Below are 21,292 nucleotides of genomic sequence, written 5' to 3'. Positions count from 1 at the left end.
AAAATCAGGGGGATAGTTATACGGGCTGACACCAAAAAATGCCAGCCGGGGAGGGCGCTCTCGGACTATTTAACATACTCGATTTCGTTGACGTACCAGCTTGCTTCACCCGCAGGCGTCTGGACAACGGCTAAATCGCCTACCTCTTTTTTCAGCAGGGCGCGGGCCATGGGTGAGTCGATAGAAATGTAATCCTTACGACCGAAAATTTCATCGTAGCCGACGATACGAAAACGCAGGGTGTCGCCGCTGTCGTTTTCAATTTCGACCCACGCGCCGAAGAAGACTTTACCTTCCTGCTGCGGGGAGTAATCGACAATTTTGAGATTCTCGAGGCACTTCGTCAGGTAGCGTACCCGGCGATCGATTTCGCGCAGCCGCTTTTTATTGTACTGGTAGTCCGCATTCTCGCTGCGGTCGCCCAGGCTTGCTGCCCAGGTGACTTTTTTGGTCACTTCCGGACGCTCTTCGCGCCACAGGTAATCCATCTCTTTTTTGAGTTTCTCGTACCCTTCACGGGTGATCAGAGGCGTTTTCATGGTGCAGTCTTTAATGCCGGTTAACTGTCTTTGCGCACAATACGTAGCGCACAGTGTAACAGACAAGATTAATAATGATTTATGTGATGAAATGAACAGATAAGCTGCTGTTAAATATGCTTTGTAACAATTTCGTCTAGAATTTATACCAGAATTTGCTGGTCGAACCCGTGCACTTTTTTAGAATACGCTGTTCCAGGCTTATCCGAACCTTTGGGAGTACACACAATGCAAGAGAACTACAAAATTCTGGTCGTAGATGACGACATGCGCCTGCGTGCGCTGCTGGAACGTTATCTGACCGAGCAGGGCTTCCAGGTTCGTAGCGTCGCGAACGCGGAACAGATGGATCGTCTGCTGACGCGTGAATCTTTCCACCTGATGGTGTTGGACCTGATGCTGCCTGGCGAAGACGGGCTCTCTATTTGCCGCCGTCTGCGCAGCCAGAGCAACCCGATGCCGATCATCATGGTGACGGCGAAGGGTGAAGAAGTTGACCGCATTGTCGGCCTTGAGATCGGCGCTGATGACTACATTCCAAAGCCGTTCAACCCGCGTGAACTGCTGGCGCGTATTCGCGCCGTGCTGCGTCGTCAGGCGAACGAGCTGCCGGGCGCGCCATCTCAGGAAGAGGCCGTCATTGCATTCGGTAAGTTCAAGCTGAACCTCGGCACCCGTGAAATGTTCCGTGAAGATGAGCCAATGCCGCTCACCAGCGGTGAGTTCGCGGTGCTGAAAGCGCTGGTCAGCCACCCACGTGAGCCGCTCTCCCGTGACAAGCTGATGAACCTGGCGCGTGGTCGTGAATACTCCGCGATGGAGCGTTCTATCGACGTGCAGATCTCTCGTCTGCGCCGCATGGTGGAAGAAGATCCGGCGCATCCTCGTTATATTCAGACCGTGTGGGGTCTAGGCTACGTGTTTGTTCCGGACGGCTCTAAAGCATGAGGCGAATGCGCTTCTCGCCGCGAAGTTCGTTTGCCCGCACGCTGTTATTGATCGTCACCCTGCTGTTTGTCAGTCTGGTGACGACCTACCTGGTGGTGCTGAACTTTGCAATCCTGCCGAGCCTTCAGCAGTTTAATAAGGTGCTGGCATACGAAGTGCGTATGCTGATGACCGACAAACTGCAACTGGAGGACGGCACGCAGTTGGTTGTTCCCCCGGCGTTCCGTCGGGAAATCTACCGTGAGCTGGGCATTTCTCTCTACTCGAACGAAGCGGCGGAAGATGCCGGCCTGCGCTGGGCGCAGCACTATGAATTCCTTAGCCAGCAGATGGCGCAGCAGCTTGGCGGCCCGACGGAAGTGCGCGTTGAGGTCAATAAAAGCTCGCCGGTTGTCTGGCTGAAAACCTGGCTGTCACCCAACATCTGGGTGCGCGTTCCGCTCACCGAGATTCATCAGGGCGACTTCTCGCCGCTGTTCCGATACACCCTGGCGATCATGCTGCTGGCCATCGGTGGCGCATGGCTGTTTATTCGTATCCAGAACCGACCGCTGGTCGACCTGGAGCATGCGGCATTGCAGGTCGGTAAAGGTATTATCCCACCGCCGCTGCGTGAGTATGGCGCATCGGAAGTGCGCTCGGTAACGCGTGCGTTTAACCACATGGCGGCAGGCGTTAAACAGCTGGCGGACGACCGTACGCTGCTGATGGCGGGGGTCAGCCATGACCTTCGCACCCCGCTGACGCGTATCCGGCTGGCAACAGAGATGATGGGCGAGCAGGATGGTTATCTTGCAGAGTCCATCAACAAGGATATCGAAGAGTGTAACGCTATCATCGAGCAGTTTATCGACTACCTGCGCACCGGGCAGGAGATGCCGATGGAGATGGCGGATCTGAATGCGGTTCTGGGCGAAGTGGTTGCCGCCGAAAGCGGCTACGAACGTGAAATTGCGACCGACCTTCAGGCAGGTGAGATTCAGGTACGTATGCACCCGCTCTCCATTAAACGCGCGGTGGCGAATATGGTGGTTAACGCGGCGCGGTACGGCAACGGCTGGATCAAAGTCAGCAGCGGTACGGAACTCAACCGCGCCTGGTTCCAGGTGGAAGACGATGGTCCGGGCATTAAGCCTGAGCAGCGTAAGCACCTGTTCCAGCCATTTGTGCGCGGCGACAGCGCGCGCAGCACCAGCGGAACCGGCTTAGGCCTGGCGATTGTGCAGCGTATTGTTGATAACCATAACGGACTGCTGGAAATTGGCACCAGCGAGCGGGGCGGTTTGAGCATTCGTGCGTGGTTACCGGTGCCGGTTTTACGGGGGCAGGTGAAAGAGAGTTAAAAAAGGGGGGGGCCTGATGCCCTCACCCCGGCCCTCTCCCACGGGGAGAGGGAGAAAACATTAAAAAAGGCAACTTTCGTTGCCTTTTTGCTTTTACCTTGGTCCCGCACTCACCAGCGCAGCACCGGCCGGGGTGTCGGTATACTTCTCGAAGTTTTCGATAAACAGTTTCGCCAGCGATTCAGCCTTCTCACGCCACTGTTCCGGTGAACCGTAGGTGTTACGCGGATCCAGGATACGCGTATCCACGCCCGGCAGCGCTGTTGGGATCGCCAGATCGAACATCGGCAGCGTAAAGGTCTCAGCGTTATCCAGCGAACCATCCAGAATCGCGTCGATGATGGCGCGTGTATCTTTGATGGAGATACGTTTGCCCGTACCGTTCCAGCCGGTGTTCACCAGGTACGCCTGGGCGCCGGATGCCTGCATGCGTTTCACCAGCACTTCCGCGTACTGCGTTGGGTGCAGCGACAGGAACGCCGCGCCGAAGCAGGCGGAGAAGGTTGGGGTTGGCTCGGTCACACCGCGCTCGGTACCCGCCAGTTTAGCGGTAAAGCCGGAGAGAAAATGGTACTGCGTCTGGCTGGCGGTCAGGCGGGAAACCGGTGGCAGCACGCCGAACGCATCCGCGGTCAGGAAAATCACCTTCGTGGCATGACCCGCCTTCGATACCGGCTTGACGATGTTCTCGATGTGGTAGATCGGGTAAGAGACGCGGGTGTTTTCCGTTTTCGAGGCATCGTCGAAGTCGATAGAACCATCGGCACGCACGGTGACGTTTTCCAGCAGCGCATCGCGGCGAATCGCGTGGTAGATATCCGGCTCTGCCTCTTCCGACAGGCGAATGGTCTTCGCGTAGCAGCCGCCTTCAAAGTTAAACACGCCGTCATCATCCCAGCCGTGTTCATCGTCGCCAATCAGACGACGTTTTGGATCGGTGGACAGCGTTGTTTTACCGGTGCCGGAAAGGCCGAAGAACACTGCTACATCGCCTTTTTCCCCGACGTTCGCCGAGCAGTGCATGGAGGCGATACCGCGCAGCGGCAGCAGGTAGTTCATGACTGAGAACATCCCTTTCTTCATTTCGCCGCCGTACCAGGTACCGCCGATCAGCTGGATACGCTCGGTCAGGTTGAAGGCGATAAAGTTTTCGGAGTTCAGACCCTGCTCTTTCCACTGCGGGTTGGTGCATTTCGCGCCGTTCATCACGATAAAGTCAGGGGTGAAGTCTTGCAGTTCTTCATCGGTCGGACGAATGAACATGTTCTTCACGAAATGCGCCTGCCAGGCCACTTCAGTAATGAACCGTACGGAGAGACGGGTGTCGGCGTTAGCGCCGCAGAACGCATCAATAATAAACAGACGCTTGCCGGAAAGCTGATGGGTGACAAGTCCTTTCAGATGCTGCCAGGTTTCCGGGGAGAGCGGTTTGTTATCGTTCTTCCCTTTGCCCTTATCAGCCCACCACAGCGTATCGCGGGTGGTGTCGTCTCGGACGATATACTTATCTTTAGGCGAACGACCGGTAAAAATACCCGTATCGACGGCGATAGCACCCAGGTTCGTCAACACACCGCGCTCGTATCCTTCCAGTGCCGGATTGAGCTCTTCCTGATACAGCGTATCGTAATCGGGGTTGTAGACCACTTCCTGGACGTCGTGAATACCATAAGCCTTGAGATCTTGCGGGGTTAAACCATTAACACGCATATCACTGCTCCTTAGCCAATATGTACTGCCTGAAATTGTAGGGTTTTTCTGGGGATGTTAACCGCGACGGGGCTCATAGATTTACGTATCTGGTCAAAACCCTTACTAACGGAAAACGCTGCGACTCCAGTCACAGGGCGGGCAGATTATCGCAGGAATCGCTTTTTGGATGGGGAAAATGTTCTTAAAAGGTTAATCTCTGGTGAATTTATCCAGAAGAATGTGAATGTAATCGCATACATGTAAGAAAATTACGTAAGGGTTACACTGGCAAAACGATTCAGGTCTCTTGGGTCAGCTATTTTCAGAGTTTGAGGTGGGGGCCAGAGTTTTGCTTTGATGAGACAATAGATTTTTCATGAACAAGGGATGAGAAATGGAAAACCGTGAGACGTTATCCCCTTCAACGCGCGTAGCCGTCGTGCTGGCGGGGGCTCTACAGGGCGTAATTTGCTATGTAATCACGTGGTATATCGAGTACGCAAAATTGCCATCGGATACGCTGTGGCTGATGTGTGTAGTACCTGCCACCGTGGTAATGACAACCACATTGTCGCTTGCCATGACGTCATTCAAAAAGCCATTTTTGTGGCTGTCACTCGGGATGATTGGCGCGGCAGTCGCGGGGATGGGCGGCTGGCTTAAGTGGAGCGTTGCGGGGCTGGACAACTGGGATACCAGAAATGCGGTGCTCCTTTTCGGTTTTCATCTGTTCCTGATGACGCTTCTCCTGTTGCCATGGCTTCAGCGACGCCTTGAGACCGCACCGACGGACGCTTTCTACCGCGATTTCAACGATAAAAACTGGCATAACGCGCTGACATTTCTTCTTGTTTTTGTCTCGAATGGGCTGTTCTGGCTGGTGCTTTTCCTCTGGGCTGAGCTTTTTAAACTCATTGGCATCTCTTTTTTTGATCGGCTTTTCTTTAATTCTGACTGGTTTATTTCAGTGGCGATTGGTGTGGTTTCAGCCAGCGCGGCAGTACTTGCGCGTATGCAGGTTCGGCTGATTCTGGCATTGCAAAATCTCCTTACGCTTATCGCGACAGGTTTGCTTCCACTGATGGCTGCGCTGGCGCTGCTCTTTATAGGCATATTGCCCTTCGTTGGCTTAGAGGCTGTTTCAGCACGGATCTCGGCTGCGGGCTTACTGACGACGCTGGCGCTGTTACTGTTATTGCTGGTGACTGTCGTATGGCACCCACAACGTCAAAAGCTGCCTTACTTCTCTCCCCTGCGAGGAATGATTCATCTTGCCGTGATTATCGCTCCTGCGTATCCCGTCCTGGCGGGCTGGGCGCTCTGGCTGCGCATCGCACAGTATGGCTGGTCACCGGAGCGTCTGTACGGTGTGCTGATTACGATAGTGGCGCTGGTCTGGACGGTAGGATTCTGTCTTAGCGTACTTTTTTACCGTCGGGATCCACAAAGGCTCCAGGCTCATATCACTCCGGCTACCGGATTACTGGCGCTGATCTTCCTGGTGTTGGTCTATACACCGGTGCTTGATCCCTGGCGTATCAGCGTTGAAAGCCATATGGCGCGTTATCAGGATGGCAGAATAAACGCAGACCAGGTAAGCCTGTATATGCTCAGCAATACCGGACGAAAGGGGCGAGAGGCGATGCAAATGCTGCAAAATGATCCACAGTTTATCTCAAACCCAAAACGCCAGCGTGAAATAAATGGTCTTCTCTCCGGGAACGCTGGCGGAGCAGGTAAGATGACCGCCGCGATGCTGGAAAAACAGATCCAGCTCGCACCGGGAATGGCCCGTCCTGATAAGGCATTGTGGCGAGCCATGCTCAGCAATCAGTATCGCTTTGAGAGCTGCGATAGCGCCCAGAGAAACTGTTTACTCATGCCGCTGGATCTTAACAGCGACGGCAAGCCGGAAGCCGTGCTATTTCAATTTACCGATCGCAGGATCGTGGCTTACACACAAACCAACACGGGCTGGAGGATCGCCGGGGACGCGTGGAAAATGCCGGAGGCGTTGACCAGAGAAGAACTTGACCGCGCATTAAGGCAGAGGAAAGTGAAATCTGTCGTGAAGCCCTGGGCGGATATTGAGATTTTTGGGGAGCGTGTCGATATGAGCTACGACAGTTACAATAATGCGCAGTGGCGTTAGTGCTTTTTCTTGCCGGGTGGCGCTACGCTTACCCGGCCTACAATTAGCAATCATATCAAAAAATTGCACAATTCATTGTAGGCCCGTGCAAGCATAGCGCCGCCGGGCAACAGGCTCAGAGCTTAGTGAACCTGCGGGTCCGCCGGAGAGGCGTTATTGCGGATCTCCGCGATATCCATGGAATTGAACACGTAGTGCGTACCGCAGTAATCACAGTGCATATCGATCTCACCGTCTTCCGCCATGATGCTGTCGATCTCTTCATCCGGCAGCGTTTTCAGGGCGCCAGCACAACGCTCGCGAGAGCAGGTGCACTTAAATTCCACATCCTGCGGATCGTAAACCGTCACTTCTTCTTCGTGGTACAGACGCCACAGCACGTCGGTCGCCGACAGGGTGAACAGCTCTTCCGCTTTGATGGTTTCCGTCAGCGTTGCCAGATGCTCGAAATCATTGGTCTGCGCATCCTGCGCAGGCAGAACCTGAAGCAGCATACCACCGGCAGCAGGCTGACCATCCACTTCACCGGTGCGGATGAACAGGCGGGTTGGCAGCTGTTCGGAACGCATGAAGTAATCTTCCAGGCAGGCGGCAAGCGTGTCGCCTTCCAGACCGACAACGCCCTGATAGCGCTCACCCTCTTCAGGCGAGATCGTGATAACCAGGTAGCCATTTCCGACCAGCGTTTTCAGATCCGCATTTTCAGGGATATCGCCCTGAACGCGCGCCACGCCGCGCATCTGCTGCTGGTTATTGCCGTTGATCACCGCCAGCGACATCGGGCCATCACCCTGCAACTGAACGGTAATATCGCCAGCGAACTTCAGCGTGGCGGTCAGCAGGCTGGTGGCAACCAGCAGTTCGCCCAACAGGGTTTTCACCGGCAGCGGGTAGTTGTGGTTTTCCAGAATCTGTTTCCAGGTTTCGGATACGGTGACCAGCTCGCCGCGCACGGCGAATTGTTCAAACAGATAGCGGTGTAATTGGTCGTGTTGGGCCATTTTCATCTCTCGTGCAGGTGAGGGTTACTCGCTCTCACCGTGTTTAAATTTCATCAGATCGCGGCGCTCTTTTTTATCCGGTCGCCGGTCCGGGTGAGGCATGGTCAGCGCATTCATCTTGCGCGCCAGCGCGGTTTTCTCGCGCTTCTCTATGCTTTCGGCCGTCTCTTCATACAGCAAAACGGCTTCGGTTGCGGGCCGCCGCTGCTCGGTAATGGCTTTCACCACCACCGTTTTCTCATCGTTGCCCTGGCGAAGCGTTAGCGTGGCATTCAGTTCAACCAGCTTGCTCGGTTTGCTGCGCTGACCGTTGTAATGCACCTTTCCGCCATCAACCATTTCACGGGCAAGGGCGCGCGTTTTGTAAAAACGGGCGGCCCACAGCCATTTATCCAGTCTTACCCCATCAGCGGGTTTTTCTTTCATGGCGTCTCCTTCACGGTGAGTGAGGGGATCATCCGGCGATAGTCGTTCAGCCCCGGATGTCGCAGATAGCTTTTTTCAGCCAGGCCGGAATCCGGATTAGTCACGCCCAGACAATAGCGAATGCCAAAAGCGGCCGCAGAATCCAGAATCGGCTCGCTGTCGTCAATAAACAGCGTGCGTTCCGGCTGTAAACCGGTCTCTTCCACCACGGCATGCCACAACCGCTGATCCTCTTTCGGATAACCAAATGTGTGGGTGGAAAGCAATAAATCAAGGTGTGAAGCAAGACCGGTATGTTCCAGCTTCACGGCCAGGTTATGGGGATGCGCATTCGTCAGCAAAATGCGGCGCTTACCGCAGGCTTTCAGCGCATCCAGGAACGGGACCGTATCGTCGCGCAGTACGGCGCGTGCGCCCTGGGCGGTGGTCATGGCACAAATATCCAAACCGAGTCGCTCGCTCCAGTAGTCAAGACAGTACCAGTTTAGCGTATGCTGCACCGCGCTATATTGCGAACGAATGAATTCCTGCGCTTCCGCCGGGGAGATCCCCTGCTGTTCACCGTATGTTTCCGGGACCAGCTTTTGCCAGAAATAGTTATCAAAGGCGAGATCAAGCAGCGTGCCGTCCATATCAAGCAGGACGGTATCGACCGCCTGCCAGTCGATATTAAGATGCATAAGGGGGAACTCCAGCCAGAAGAAACGTGCGCGACAGGGTAGCACAACTTGTCGCGCAGGGACGTTATCCGATCAGGCTCTCGGAAGAGGAGATCAGTTTCGGGTTCAGGCAATTTTCGTAGTAGGCCTGGATTTCTGCCAGCCGCGTGCGGGAACGCTGATAGCGGCGTACGGCCTGATAACCGTTCCAGACAATGCACGCCAGCATTGCAATCAGCAGCAGGGATGTCCCTATATAGCGCCACAGGCCAGCGCTATCCGGCATACGGTGCAGGCCAATATGACGCGTGCCGTTGGCGTCGGTAAAGAGGGTGGTGACGATCCCTTCCGCGCTGAATGGCGTCTGCATCAGCATCTGCGCCAGACGCTGGAATTCGCTCCACTGCTCCTGGGCAGGATAGTCATACAGCGAAACCTGCGGATAAGGTTGATCCACCAGGTCGCTGCCTTCATCGCTGGCAATCACAAAACCGCCGGGCGCCGGGCTGTTAAGCGCCTGGGCGGCACGGGTGGTTTCACGCATCACGAAGGGGGCGGTAGAGGTCGCCACCAGGTTATCCAGCGACTCGGCGCTGACCGGACGCAGAAGCACGTTCACACCGTCCAGGCGTCCCGCTTCGGCGCGTTTCACCAGCGCGTCCCAGTCTTTGCTGTTGCCGAGGTTGACCAGCGCGTTCTTGAGCCGGATACAGTCATCCTGGGCGGAACAGAGATCCTCTGTTTTCAGGACGATTTCGCCAAAGTCATCCAGCAGTACCATGCCCGACTTCTGAATAGCCGAACGCAGGGCAGGGCTGACGCGAGAATCATCATCCGGTTTTGGATGGAGCTGGCGATTAATCGTCTGGGTGAGCGCAGTGGCCTTGTTGACCACATCCGATTCCGGCAGCGGTAGCGGAGAGGCGTCATTCCAGATGATCTGAGAGCAGTCGAACGGCGCGAACGGCGAGTTCTGGCGCGTGTTCCAGGCGCCCGGCGTGTGGATATTACACATCCCGGTGCCTTTGAGGCGCAACGTATCTCCCACGCGTACACCCGCTTCTTCGAGCTGCTGTACGCTGGTGGCTTCCACAGTTTGCGCCCCTTTGATCCACGACAGGGTAAATTTAATCGGCATATCCAGCGGCACGAAGAGCAGCAGCATGACGAAGATTAACGCGGCACCACCGGCAATCACCGCGCTGCGGAGCCAGTGCTGAAGCGGGAAGTTTTTCACTTCGTCGTGCAGGGATAAGTAGCGCCCCTGGCGTACAACGTGGCGGTCGAGATAGATATCAATATCCGTTTTGTGGCCAAGGTCCTGCGCAATCCACGGCTGCCAGTGGCGCGGATAGATAAGATCGATGATCCCGAGCGAGATATTGTTGATATGTTCCTGATCGTTCTCACCGAACAGTCCCCAGCGTTTTGGGGTTCCGCGCAGGCAGTGAATTTCGCGTAATGACGTTTTTGCCGGCGGAGCAAATATGCCCCACAGCCCGGCGGCCAGAAGCAGTACTGCGCCACCCGCGAGCCACGGAACAAACACGTCCGGCGTCAGCAGGCAGATGAAAAAGAGCAGGAACGAGGCGACAATCAACACCGCTTCGCGAATGCCATCCGGGCGGCTCAGGACGTACTCTTCATGCGTCTCCTGGCGGATGTTCAGCAGTTCGATCTGCTCAGTCTCTTCACCGCGAATAGAGGCCTGCGTTCCGCTTGCGCGTTCCAGCGCAAAGCGTGGCGCTTCCTGAACATATTCGCTCAGAGTATGACCATTGAGGGAGATAACCAGTGGCAGCGTATCGGTATGGATGAGCTCGACGCTGTTTTCGTCGTTAATATACTGCTCCCAGAAGGGAGGCAGGTGCACTTCAACAGAGTCGAGATAGTAACGCCACTTGTTGGGATCGTCGGTTGTAATGCCGTAGCGGGTAATGGAGCGCGTTACGCACAGAACGGTGTCACTTTGGGCGTTCAGGTTGAGCGATACGGGGGCGGCGCTGGCACCGGTAGGGCCAGGCGAAAGCCGGGATCGGTTCAGCGTGTCGAGATACTGCTCAACGGTGCTGCGTTCCTCTGGCGAAAGCTTGCGCGTGTTTGCCCCGGCAAACGCGTTCAAAAAGGGCAGCCGATAACGGCGATGTACGCGGCGCCTGAATACCCACACCGCAATCGACGCGCAGGCCAGCACAGCAGCGAGAAAAATCAAAATGGTGCTCATGCTTTCCCCATCTTACTTATCTTCTTACAGGTGTTGTCAGTCGCACCTTTTGTACAATGAATGAGATTCTGTGGTCGGCTATCGGCAAGTATGGAGTCTAACTTGAGCATGTTGACGCGCATCCCAGTGACCGGTAATGATAACAAAGCCTGTTCCGGCGCGATATCAGCAAATTCCTGGAAACATTTCAACCTCTTGACATTTGTTTTGAAATGAGAATCGCCTACAGTTACGTTGCATAAATGTAAATAAAGAGCAATTGACATTGCCGAAACCGTGCGGCGTATCGCACAATAAAGCCAGTTCACCCAGCAAAGACCCGTCAAGATGACCAAACCCTTACAAAAGCCCACCATTCTGAATGTTGAAACCGTCGCGAAATCGCGTCTGTTTAATGTCGAAAGCGTGGATCTGGAGTTCAGCAACGGTGTGCGTCGTGTTTATGAGCGTATGCGCCCCTCCTCGCGTGAAGCGGTGATGATTGTGCCCATCGTCGACGAGCACCTGATCCTCATTCGTGAATACGCCGTGGGCACAGAATCCTACGAACTGGGCTTCTCCAAAGGACTGATCGACCCGGGCGAAACGGTGTTTGAAGCGGCAAACCGGGAGCTGAAAGAAGAGGTCGGTTTTGGCGCGAAAGAGCTGACGTTCCTGAAAAAGCTGAGCATGGCGCCGTCCTATTTCTCCAGCAAAATGAACATCGTTGTCGCGGAAGATCTCTATCCTGAATCGCTGGAAGGAGACGAGCCGGAACCGCTACCGCAGGTTCGCTGGCCGCTGGCTCATCTGATGGATTTGCTGGAAGATCCTGACTTTAACGAGGCGCGCAACGTGAGCGCACTGTTCCTGGTGCGGGAGTGGCTGAAGGGGCAGGGGCGTTTGTAGCGCCACCATTAAAAACGGCAACGGAAGGTTGCCGTTTTGCATTGACGTTGTAGGCCGGGTCAGGCGTAGTCGCCACCCGGCTTTTTTGTTGGCGTCAGAACAGCTCGTGCGTTTCGCCGTTATCAATCAATTCCGTACCCACCTCATGCACTGCCTGCGTGGTTGGCTGAGTGCCCTCGATGAAATACTCGGCACGGCTGTTACCGCCATTCGCGAGCTGTCCGGTACTGCGGTCGATATTCACCGTCACCACGCCCGGTGGAGGCGTTATCGGCTGCTCTGGTACGCCCTCGAGAACGGCCTTCATGTATGCATCCCAGGCAGGTTGCGCACTCTTCGCGCCGCCTTCGTAACCGGAAATCTGATCTTTAATCGCGCCAGAGGCGGTCGTGCGCCCCAGATCGCGGCGGTGATCGTCAAAACCAATCCAGACGGAGGTGACAACCCCCGGGCCATAACCTGAGAACCAGGCATCTTTTGAACTGTTGGTTGTCCCGGTTTTGCCGCCGATGTCGTGGCGCTGCAAATCGCGGCCCGCTCGCCAGCCGGTGCCTTGCCAGCCCGGTTCACCAAAGATGTTGGTGTTCAGTGCGCTCTTAATCAGGAACGACAGCGGCGTGCTGATCACGTGCGGGGCATACTCCTGCGCGCCACTCTGGGCGACCAGCGCCTGATTGGCCTGTTCCAGCTGAGGCTGCGGCACCGCCAGATTCTGACGTTCCTGAGAGATCGCCACATCTTCCATATCCTTGTTTTCCAGGACATTGGATTTTGGCGTGTCGCCGTAAATCACCGGAATATCGCATTCAGGGCAGGCAATTTTCGGTTTCGCTTCAAACAGTACGCCGCCCTGATCGTTCTCTATTTTGCTGATGAAATACGGATCGACCAGGAAGCCGCCGTTCGCCATCACCGAGTAGCCACGCGCAACCTGGAGCGGCGTAAAGGACGCGGAGCCGAGCGCCAGAGATTCAGTATGAACGATGTTTTGCGCCGGGAAGCCAAAGCGTTGCAGATACTCTGCCGCATAATCCACGCCCATCGCACGCATCGCGCGAACCATGACCACGTTCTTCGACTGGCCAAGGCCCTGGCGCAGACGGATAGGGCCAGCGTATTGCGCCGGAGAGTTCTTCGGCTGCCAGTCAGAGCCCGCACCGGCATCCCAGCGGGAAATTGGCACGTCGTTGAGAATGCTGGCGAGAGTCAGCCCCTTATCCATCGCCGCGGTATACAGGAACGGTTTGATGTTCGAACCAACCTGACGCAGCGCCTGGGTCGCGCGGTTAAATTTGCTCTGGTTGAAATCGAACCCGCCAACCAGCGCCATCACGGCGCCGTTCTGCGGATTGATGGAGACCAGCGCAGAGTTTACGTCCGGCACCTGCGCCAGCCACCAGGCATCGCCGACCTGACGCACCCAGATTTGTTGTCCGGTTTGTACGACATCGGTCACTTTACGTGGCGTTGGCCCCTGAAGTGTGTCAGAACGGTATGGACGCGCCCAGCGGACACCCTCCATGCGCAGCGAAACGGATGTGCCATCGGCCATCATCGCCACCGCTTCCTGTGGATCGGCCTGGGTGACGACCGCCGGACGCAGCGGGCCATAGGTCGGCAGCGCTTTCAGGGAATCCGTGATTTTTTTACTGTCCCATTCGCTTTCACCCACTTTCCACAGCACGTTGGACGGGCCGCGATAGCCGTGACGCATATCGTAATCCATCACGTTATTACGCACCGCCTGCTGGGCAGCCTGCTGCACCTTGCGGGTCACGGTGGTATAGACGCGATAACCATCTTCATACGCTTTATCACCGTAGCGACTCACCATCTCCTGGCGAACCATTTCAGTAAGATACGGTGCAGAGAAGGCGATTTCCGGCGCATGGTAATTGGCGTCAATAACGTCGCTGCGCGCCTTATCGTACTCAGACTGGCTGATATAGCCTTCGCTCAACATACGCGACAGCACCACGTTACGGCGCGCGGTGGCGCGGTCCAGCGAGTAGAGCGGGTTAAACGTGGATGGCGCTTTTGGCAGGCCGGCAATGGTCGCCATTTCGCTCAGCGTGAGCTGATCGATCGGCTTACCAAAATAGACCTGAGCCGCAGCCCCTACGCCATAGGCGCGGTAGCCCAGATAGATCTTGTTGAGGTAAAGCTCAAGGATCTCGTCTTTGCTCAGCAGTTGCTCAATGCGGATCGCGAGGAACACCTCTTTGATCTTACGCATCAGCGTCTTTTCCGGGCTGAGGAAGAAGTTACGCGCCAGCTGCTGGGTAATGGTACTTGCCCCCTGAGAGGCATGACCGGAGAACAGCGCCACGCTTGCCGCACGGAAAATACCGACCGGATCGACACCGTGGTGCTCGTAAAAACGGCTGTCCTCGGTGGCGATAAAAGCCTTCACCATCACGGGTGGAATTTGATTTAAGGTCAGAGGGATACGACGTTTCTCGCCGTATTGCGCCATCAGTTCACCATCGGCGCTATAGACCTGCATAGGGATCTGAAGCCGCACATCACGAAGCGTGGCGACATCAGGGAGTTGCGGCTCGACATATTTGTACAAACCAATAATCGAGCCTGCTCCCAGCAGAATGCAACAGACTGCAAGGATCAATAAATACTTTACGAACTTCACCGGAGATTTCCCATTTGGTTTAGCCTGGGCAGTTTCTAAACAATCGCGCGGTAGTATAAAGGCAAGCCTGATTCATTGATATAGCCGTCACTCCGACGGGCGATAAGGAGATCGTGAAGCATGGCTTTTAAAACGTGGCAAACAGGCGTTCATATTCAACAGGATAAGGTGGTTGCGGTAGCGCTGACCAGAGAGCGGGCCGGTTGGCGTTTACGGCGCTGGTGGGCGGTGCCGCTGTCGGACGTCGTTATCGGGGAAGGCAAAATACTTAAGCCAGAACAGCTGGTTAACGCATTACGTGGCTGGCGGAAAACATTGCCGCACTCGCATCGGGTATTTCTCTCATTTCCGGCGACGCGCGTTCTGCAACGCGCGTTGCCCCGTCCATCCGTTACCTTGCGTGACAGCGAACAGCTCACCTGGGTAGGCGCCGCATTAGCGCGTGAGCTGGAGATGCCCGCCGATACGCTCTGTTTTGACTACGCGCAGGATACGTTCAGCAACACTTTTCAGGTTACCGCAGCGCAAAACAGAGAGGTCGATACCCTGTTGACGCTGGCGAACGCGCTGCGTTTGCGTCTGGCAGCAATCGCCCCGGATGCCGGCGCGCTGGCTAATCTTCTCTCTGCTGTTGCCCCCGCCCGGTGCGTCGCCTGGAGAGATCAACACCAGTGGCTATGGGCGATGCGTCACCAGTGGGGGCGGCGCTATACCACAGAAGCGGCGACGGTGAATGAACTGGCGGCGCTGCTTGCGCTTTCTCCTTCTGATATCGCCGTGTTTGATGCTGCCCGCGATCCCTGGGAAGCGGTGACGCTGTGCCAGCCGCCGTTGCCGGAATGCGGTGCTGGTTACACCGTCGCCCTGGCGCTGGCCATGAGCGAGGCGCCGTAATGAGCATGCCCAATCTTTTACCCTGGCGTCGGCAGCAACGTAATCAGCGCCTGCGTTTCTGGGGGCTGCTGTTTGCTGGCTCATGGCTGGTGATGCTGGCGGGGAGTATCAGCCTGCGGGCGACGCAGACTCTCGCGTTACAGGCGTTGCAGAGCGAACTGGCCGGGACACGTGCGGTACAGAAAGTATTGAGAGCCCGTCAGCCGCAGTCAGCGGGGCAGAAAACCCATTCGCCGCCGTCTGATCCGGCCTGGCAACCTGCGCTGGAGTCCCTTGCCAGCGCAATGCCCCGGCAGGCGTGGCTGACGGCGCTGCGTTATCAGCCACCCTCGCTGACCCTGACCGGCTATACCACCTCACTGCCAGCGCTCTCCGCCATGACCGATGCCCTGAAAAGGGTGACGGGATTTAACCCCGGACCGGCAGGCGAAATGCAACAGGATAGCCAGGGGCGATGGATGTTCTCTTTTCAACTACATAGCCGGAGGTAGCAGGTGGGTATCTGGTATCAACGCTGGACTAATGCACGTCCTTCCCGGCGCGTCCTTTGCTGGTTGATCGCATCGGGGCTTGTTGCGTGGGCAATTTGGGGACTGCTGCTCAGGCCCGCTGCTCTGCGTTACGCCGATATTCAGGCGCAGGCCATCAGTGCGAAGCGAATCAACGCCTCGCTGTGGCCAGAGGCCGGACGGAGAGCAGTGGTTACGCAAGTGATGCCCTCGCGGCTCTTTTCTCCCCTGGCTTTTCAGCGTGAGGGCGCAAGGCTGGTGTACTGGAAGCCGCAGCAGAGTGGGGGAGAGCTGGCGCTGGATGCCTCCTGGGGCGCGGTCCCGGCGCTCTTTTCCCGGCTGGCGCTTGAGAACGCGCGGGTGAGTGCGTTTTCCATCACCCCACAGGGCAAACAGTTACGCCTCAGCCTGCAACTGGAGATCGGTCATGCGCAGTAAAGCCCGTTTGCTGATCCTGCTTTCTCCACTTTTCCTGACCGGGATGCGGGATCCCTTCTCTGTACCGGAAGAGCGTTGCGCAGCCGGGCAGCTCAGCCAGTGGCGGTATCAGGGGGTAGTCAGCGGCAGCAGGGATATCGGCCTTATGCAGGACGGGCAGAAACGCTGGCACCGGGTAAATACGCAGGTGCGGTTACCGACAGGCTGGCGGGTGAGCGCGATAGATAAACAACAACTGACCGTTGATGTCGGCGACATGTGCGAGCCGAAGCGATGGACATGGCAACGAGAAGGAACGAAAAAAAGTGAAGATAAGGATAGGGCTGTTACTGGCGGCACTCAGCCAGCCCCTGTGGGCCGCGACGCCAAAACCAGTCACCCTGCTGGTGGATGATGTCCCGGTGGTGCAGATATTACAGGCGCTGGTGGCGCAGGAGGATCGCAATCTGGTGGTGTCGCCGGATGTCAGCGGTTCGCTTTCGCTGAATTTAACGCGGGTGCCCTGGAGACAGGCGCTTCAGACGGTAGTGAACAGCGCCGGGCTGGTATTGAGGGAAGAGGGCGGCATTTTTTATGTGCATACGGCGGCCTGGCAACGGGAGCAACAGACGCGTAAAGAGCAGGAGCGGGCCCAGCGTCTGCTTGACGCCCCGCTGCACTCTCACAGCATTCCGTTTGCTTATGCGGATGCGGCCGAATTGCAAAAAGCGGCAGAAAAGCTCTTAAGCCCGAAAGGCAGTCTCTCCGTCGACAAGCGCACCAACCGTTTTCTGGTCAGGGATAACCAGACGGTGGTGGATATGCTCCAGCGCTGGGCTGTGCAGATGGATCTGCCCGTCGAGCAGGTGGAACTGGCGGCGCAGATTGTGACCATCAGTGAAAAAAGCCTGCGTGAACTGGGGGTGAAATGGAACCTCGCTGACGCAACGGAGGCCGGTAAGGTGGGTCAGGTCACGACGCTGGGGGCGGACCTGTCGGTGGCCAGTGCAACCACCCACGCAGGGTTTAACATCGGGCGCATCAACGGCAGGATGCTGGATCTTGAGTTGTCGGCGCTTGAGCAAAAGCAGCAGGTGGATATCATCGCCAGCCCGCGGCTGCTGGCATCGCACATGCAGCCGGCCAGCATCAAGCAGGGCAGCGAAATTCCGTATCAGGTTTCCAGCGGCGAGAGCGGGGCGACATCCGTTGAATTTAAAGAGGCGGTATTAGGCATGGAGGTCACGCCGGTGGTCCTGCCGGGCGGTCGCGTGCGCCTGAAACTGCATATCAGTGAAAATATGCCCGGCCAGGTGCTGCAACAGGCAGACGGCGAAACGCTGGCGATCGATAAGCAGGAGATCGAAACGCAGGTTGAGGTAAAAAGTGGGGAAACGCTCGCGCTGGGCGGGATCTTTTCGCAAAAGAATAAAACCGGACGCGACAGCGTGCCCGTGCTGGGCAACATTCCGTGGCTGGGTCAGCTGTTCCGCCATGACGGAAAAGATAATGAACGGCGCGAGTTAGTGGTGTTTATCACGCCACGTCTGGTCAGTATTCAGTAATGGGTAACGATCCCCGCAATGATTTTGCATTCAGTTTGTTGCAGATGTTTGACGTGGGGCATGAATTAGCATACAAGGAGTACCGATTTGAGTTGGACTTACGTCTTATTTCCTTATGCGCCGGGAACGGTGATTTAATCAGTTGCCAAACAAGCCGGAGTATTGAGATAATTTTTCGTCTGACTCTCGCTCTATTGCAAATGAGGTTTCAGTTCATGTCCTGCTACGCCGGGTGTCTGCGCAGCGGGGATTACCATTAACGAATAGTCTTAGTAGTACCGAAAAAATGGCAGAGAAACGCAATATCTTTCTGGTTGGGCCTATGGGTGCCGGCAAAAGCACTATTGGGCGTCAGTTAGCTCAACAACTCAATATGGAATTTTACGATTCTGATCAAGAGATTGAGAAACGAACCGGAGCGGATGTGGGCTGGGTCTTCGACGTAGAAGGCGAAGAAGGTTTCCGTGACCGAGAAGAAAAAGTGATCAACGAACTCACGGAAAAACAGGGCATTGTGCTGGCAACTGGCGGCGGCTCTGTAAAATCTCGCGAAACCCGCAACCGTCTCTCCGCCCGTGGCGTAGTGGTCTATCTTGAGACGACCATCGAAAAACAGCTGGCACGCACGCAGCGTGATAAAAAGCGCCCGTTGTTGCAGGTTGAAACACCGCCACGTGAAGTTCTGGAAGCTTTGGCCGATGAACGCAATCCTCTCTACGAAGAGATTGCTGATGTGACCATTCGTACTGACGATCAAAGCGCTAAAGTGGTTGCAAACCAGATTATTCATATGCTGGAAAGCAACTGATTCTGGCTTTATATACACTCGCCTGCGGGTAAAAGCATTTAAGGTGGATGTCGCGTCATGGAGAGGATTACAGTTACTCTCGGGGAACGTAGTTACCCTATCACCATCGCGGCTGGTTTGTTTAACGACCCAGCTTCCTTCTTACCACTGAAAGCGGGTGATCAGGCGATGCTGGTCACCAACGAGACGCTGGCTCCGCTTTATCTCGACCGTGTACGTCACCTGCTTGAGCAGGCGGGCGTGAAGGTCGACAGTGTGATTCTGCCCGATGGCGAGCAGTACAAAAGCCTGACGGTACTGGATACCGTCTTTACCGCACTTCTGCAAAAACCGCATGGTCGTGATACAACACTGCTTGCCCTGGGCGGCGGCGTTGTGGGCGATCTGACCGGTTTTGCAGCCGCCAGCTATCAGCGCGGCGTGCGCTTTATTCAAATTCCAACCACGTTGCTCTCACAGGTCGATTCTTCTGTGGGCGGTAAAACGGCGGTTAACCATCCGCTCGGCAAAAACATGATTGGCGCGTTCTACCAGCCTGCCTCGGTGGTGGTGGATCTCGACTGTCTGAAAACCTTGCCAGCGCGCGAACTGGCGTCCGGCCTTGCAGAAGTGATCAAATACGGCATTATTCTTGACGGGGAATTCTTCACCTGGCTGGAAGAGAATATGGATGCGCTGCTGCGCCTCGACGGGCAGGCATTGGCCTACTGTATTCGCCGTTGTTGTGAGCTGAAAGCAGAAGTCGTTGCCGCAGATGAGCGTGAAACCGGCTTACGTGCTTTACTGAATCTGGGGCATACGTTTGGTCATGCGATCGAAGCCGAAATGGGCTACGGTAACTGGCTTCACGGTGAAGCTGTCGCTGCCGGAATGGTTATGGCGGCGCGAGCCTCTGAACGTCTGGGGCAGTTCAGGCCGGAAGAGACAGCACGTATCATCGCGTTGCTTAAACGTGCTGGCTTGCCGGTGAGTGGTCCGCAGGAAATGTCTGCGCAGGCGTACCTTCCCCACATGATGCGCGATAAAAAAGTATTGGCAGGTGAGATGCGTCTGGTACTCCCGCTTGCAATAGGGAAAAGTGAAGTGCGCGGCGGAGTGCCGCACGAAGTCGTACTTGGCGCTATTGCTGATTGTCAGCAGGCGTAACAACTAGAAAGGTCAGACCGCTGTAACAGGTGGTCGTTTTAGCTTCAGGTAAATGCAGAGTCGTTGGCAGAAGCCTTTGAGTGGGGTGTTAAATGGATGAATTCAAACCAGAAGACGAGCTGAAACCCGATCCCAGCGATCGTCGTACTGGTCGTTCTCGTCAATCTTCAGAACGTGATAACGAGCCGCAGATCAATTTTGACGATGTCGAACTGGATGCAGACGATCGTCGCCCTTCGCGTAGCCGTAACGCGCGAAATGAGCGAGAAGACGAGGAGTATGAATCCGAAGAAGAGTTAATGGATGAACAGCCTGTTGAACGTCGTCCGCGCAAACGTAAAAAAGCGGTAGCGGCAAAACCGGCCTCCCGTCAGTACATTATGATGGGCCTTGGCGTTCTGGTGCTGGTCTTGCTGATTGTCGGCATTGGGTCCGCGCTAAAAGCACCTTCTACCAATTCTACCGAGCAGACGGCGTCTGCCGAGAAGAGCATCGACCTGTCTGGTAACGATGCGAGCAACCAGGCGAATGGCGCTCAGCCTGCGCCGGGCACCACTTCCGCAGAGCAGACCGCAGGTAACACCAACGCTGGCCAGGATATCTCTCTGCCGCCTGTCTCTGCGACCCCGACTCAGGGCCAGGCGCCTGCGACGCCTGAAGGTCAGCAGCGTGTTGAAGTTCAGGGCGATCTGAACAATGCGCTGATGCAGCCGCAGAATCAGGAGCAGGTTAACGCTGCCGTGGTGAACTCCACGCTGCCAACTGAACCAGCCACCGTTGCGCCAGTTCATGGCAGCAATGCCCAGCAGCAAACGGCGACAACGGAAACCAAACCGCGCCAGACGCAGACTGCGCCACGCCAGGAGCGTAAGCAGGCTGTGATTGAGCCGAAGCGTGAGACGAAACCGCAAACCGTGGCAAAAGCGCCAGAAACGAAAGCGCCAGCGCAGACAAAACCTGCGGTGAGCCAGCCGGTTAAAGCGCCAACGCCTGCGGCAACCACTGCACCGAAAGCAACGGCGACCACAACCGCGCCTGCTGCAACAACACCTTCTGCAACAACACCTGCGGCTCCCGCAGCCAAAACGGGCGCTGCATCAGGTAAAACGACGGGCAACGTGGGTTCTTTGCAGTCGGCCTCTTCCAGCAACTACACCCTTCAGCTGAGCAGTTCGTCTAACTATGACAACCTCAACGCCTGGGCGAAGAAATCGAATCTGAAAAACTACGTGGTTTATCAGACGACCCGTAACGGTCAACCGTGGTATGTGCTGGTGAGTGGTATTTATGCTTCCAAAGATGAAGCAAAACGTGCCGTTTCCACGCTGCCAGCCGACGTGCAGGCGAAAAACCCGTGGGCGAAGCCGATTCATCAGGTGCAGGCCGATCTGAAGTAATGTTTAAAGCGCAGGATGCTGTCGGAGCTTTCTCCAC

General features: G+C 56.0%; 19 protein-coding genes. 12 read left to right on the top strand and 7 right to left on the bottom strand.

Annotated elements, in window-relative coordinates; translation table 11 throughout:
- Positions 1-65: 65 nt before the first annotated feature.
- Positions 66-539 (bottom strand): transcription elongation factor GreB, encoded by a 474-nt coding sequence (gene greB / locus AC4OVU_RS20430; RefSeq protein ID WP_017384149.1) that lies wholly within the window; start codon positions 537-539, stop codon positions 66-68.
- Between the two features lie 228 nt (positions 540-767).
- Between greB and ompR the strand changes: the two genes are divergently transcribed.
- Complete coding sequence (gene ompR / locus AC4OVU_RS20425) at positions 768-1,487, top strand: osmolarity response regulator transcription factor OmpR (RefSeq protein ID WP_001157751.1); 720 nt, start codon at positions 768-770, stop codon at positions 1,485-1,487.
- Complete coding sequence (envZ, locus tag AC4OVU_RS20420; protein ID WP_003861615.1) at positions 1,484-2,830, top strand: two-component system sensor histidine kinase EnvZ; 1,347 nt, start codon at positions 1,484-1,486, stop codon at positions 2,828-2,830. Before ompR ends, envZ begins: the two co-directional genes overlap by 4 nt.
- A gap of 93 nt (positions 2,831-2,923) precedes the next feature.
- Here envZ and pckA read toward each other — a convergent pair whose 3' ends face one another.
- On the bottom strand, positions 2,924-4,540 hold the full coding sequence (pckA, locus tag AC4OVU_RS20415; RefSeq protein ID WP_015571439.1) for a phosphoenolpyruvate carboxykinase (ATP): 1,617 nt from the start codon (positions 4,538-4,540) through the stop codon (positions 2,924-2,926).
- Between the two features lie 421 nt (positions 4,541-4,961).
- On the opposite strand from pckA, the gene AC4OVU_RS20410 reads away from it, so the two are divergent.
- A complete protein-coding gene (locus tag AC4OVU_RS20410) occupies positions 4,962-6,674 on the top strand; it encodes a DUF4153 domain-containing protein (protein WP_372670149.1) in 1,713 nt (570 codons plus the stop codon).
- Between the two features lie 122 nt (positions 6,675-6,796).
- On the opposite strand, the gene hslO is transcribed toward AC4OVU_RS20410, so the two are convergent.
- The 4 genes from hslO to AC4OVU_RS20390 all read right to left on the bottom strand — a co-directional run bounded on the left by hslO (position 6,797) and on the right by AC4OVU_RS20390 (position 10,984).
- Complete coding sequence (gene hslO, locus AC4OVU_RS20405) at positions 6,797-7,675, bottom strand: Hsp33 family molecular chaperone HslO (protein WP_023304550.1); 879 nt, start codon at positions 7,673-7,675, stop codon at positions 6,797-6,799.
- A 24-nt stretch (positions 7,676-7,699) separates the two neighbouring features.
- Positions 7,700-8,101: a ribosome-associated heat shock protein Hsp15 gene (gene hslR / locus AC4OVU_RS20400; RefSeq protein ID WP_017693863.1), complete on the bottom strand. Its 402-nt coding sequence runs from the start codon at positions 8,099-8,101 to the stop codon at positions 7,700-7,702.
- Positions 8,098-8,781 carry a GMP/IMP nucleotidase gene (gene yrfG / locus AC4OVU_RS20395; protein WP_000550486.1) on the bottom strand — a complete coding sequence of 228 codons (684 nt, stop codon included), beginning with the start codon at positions 8,779-8,781 and terminating at the stop codon, positions 8,098-8,100. Before yrfG ends, hslR begins: the two co-directional genes overlap by 4 nt.
- A 64-nt stretch (positions 8,782-8,845) precedes the next feature.
- The gene (locus AC4OVU_RS20390; protein ID WP_017384151.1) at positions 8,846-10,984 is read right to left on the bottom strand and encodes an intracellular growth attenuator family protein; all 2,139 of its coding nucleotides are present in this window, start codon (positions 10,982-10,984) and stop codon (positions 8,846-8,848) included.
- Between the two features lie 327 nt (positions 10,985-11,311).
- Between AC4OVU_RS20390 and nudE the strand changes: the two genes are divergently transcribed.
- Positions 11,312-11,872 carry an ADP compounds hydrolase NudE gene (gene nudE / locus AC4OVU_RS20385; protein ID WP_003861622.1) on the top strand — a complete coding sequence of 187 codons (561 nt, stop codon included), beginning with the start codon at positions 11,312-11,314 and terminating at the stop codon, positions 11,870-11,872.
- 94 nt (positions 11,873-11,966) lie between these two features.
- On the opposite strand, the gene mrcA is transcribed toward nudE, so the two are convergent.
- Entirely contained in the window at positions 11,967-14,519 is a 2,553-nt protein-coding gene (gene mrcA / locus AC4OVU_RS20380; RefSeq protein ID WP_491928779.1) for a peptidoglycan glycosyltransferase/peptidoglycan DD-transpeptidase MrcA, read from the bottom strand.
- 120 nt (positions 14,520-14,639) lie between these two features.
- Between mrcA and AC4OVU_RS20375 the strand changes: the two genes are divergently transcribed.
- From AC4OVU_RS20375 to damX, 8 genes are all read left to right on the top strand, one after another.
- Positions 14,640-15,413 (top strand): type IV pilus biogenesis protein PilM, encoded by a 774-nt coding sequence (locus AC4OVU_RS20375; protein WP_110292646.1) that lies wholly within the window; start codon positions 14,640-14,642, stop codon positions 15,411-15,413.
- Positions 15,413-15,904: a PilN domain-containing protein gene (locus AC4OVU_RS20370; RefSeq protein WP_047745740.1), complete on the top strand. Its 492-nt coding sequence runs from the start codon at positions 15,413-15,415 to the stop codon at positions 15,902-15,904. Before AC4OVU_RS20375 ends, AC4OVU_RS20370 begins: the two co-directional genes overlap by 1 nt.
- 3 nt (positions 15,905-15,907) lie before the next feature.
- On the top strand, positions 15,908-16,360 hold the full coding sequence (locus AC4OVU_RS20365) for a HofO family protein (RefSeq protein WP_110292645.1): 453 nt from the start codon (positions 15,908-15,910) through the stop codon (positions 16,358-16,360).
- The gene (locus tag AC4OVU_RS20360; RefSeq protein ID WP_045907644.1) at positions 16,350-16,754 is read left to right on the top strand and encodes a HofP DNA utilization family protein; all 405 of its coding nucleotides are present in this window, start codon (positions 16,350-16,352) and stop codon (positions 16,752-16,754) included. Before AC4OVU_RS20365 ends, AC4OVU_RS20360 begins: the two co-directional genes overlap by 11 nt.
- On the top strand, positions 16,666-17,904 hold the full coding sequence (gene hofQ / locus AC4OVU_RS20355) for a DNA uptake porin HofQ (RefSeq protein WP_023295533.1): 1,239 nt from the start codon (positions 16,666-16,668) through the stop codon (positions 17,902-17,904). The genes AC4OVU_RS20360 and hofQ overlap by 89 nt, the downstream gene beginning before the upstream one ends.
- Before the next feature lie 286 nt (positions 17,905-18,190).
- Complete coding sequence (gene aroK, locus AC4OVU_RS20350) at positions 18,191-18,712, top strand: shikimate kinase AroK (RefSeq protein ID WP_003861630.1); 522 nt, start codon at positions 18,191-18,193, stop codon at positions 18,710-18,712.
- Between the two features lie 57 nt (positions 18,713-18,769).
- A complete protein-coding gene (gene aroB, locus AC4OVU_RS20345; RefSeq protein ID WP_047728584.1) occupies positions 18,770-19,858 on the top strand; it encodes a 3-dehydroquinate synthase in 1,089 nt (362 codons plus the stop codon).
- A gap of 92 nt (positions 19,859-19,950) precedes the next feature.
- Complete coding sequence (damX, locus tag AC4OVU_RS20340; protein WP_110292644.1) at positions 19,951-21,255, top strand: cell division protein DamX; 1,305 nt, start codon at positions 19,951-19,953, stop codon at positions 21,253-21,255.
- The last annotated feature ends 37 nt before the right edge of the window (positions 21,256-21,292 follow it).

Source organism: Enterobacter sp. 6722112 (genome assembly GCF_058661685.1).
The sequence above is the reverse complement of the archived record's forward strand: the minus strand, read 5'-3'. Positions and strand labels throughout refer to the sequence as shown.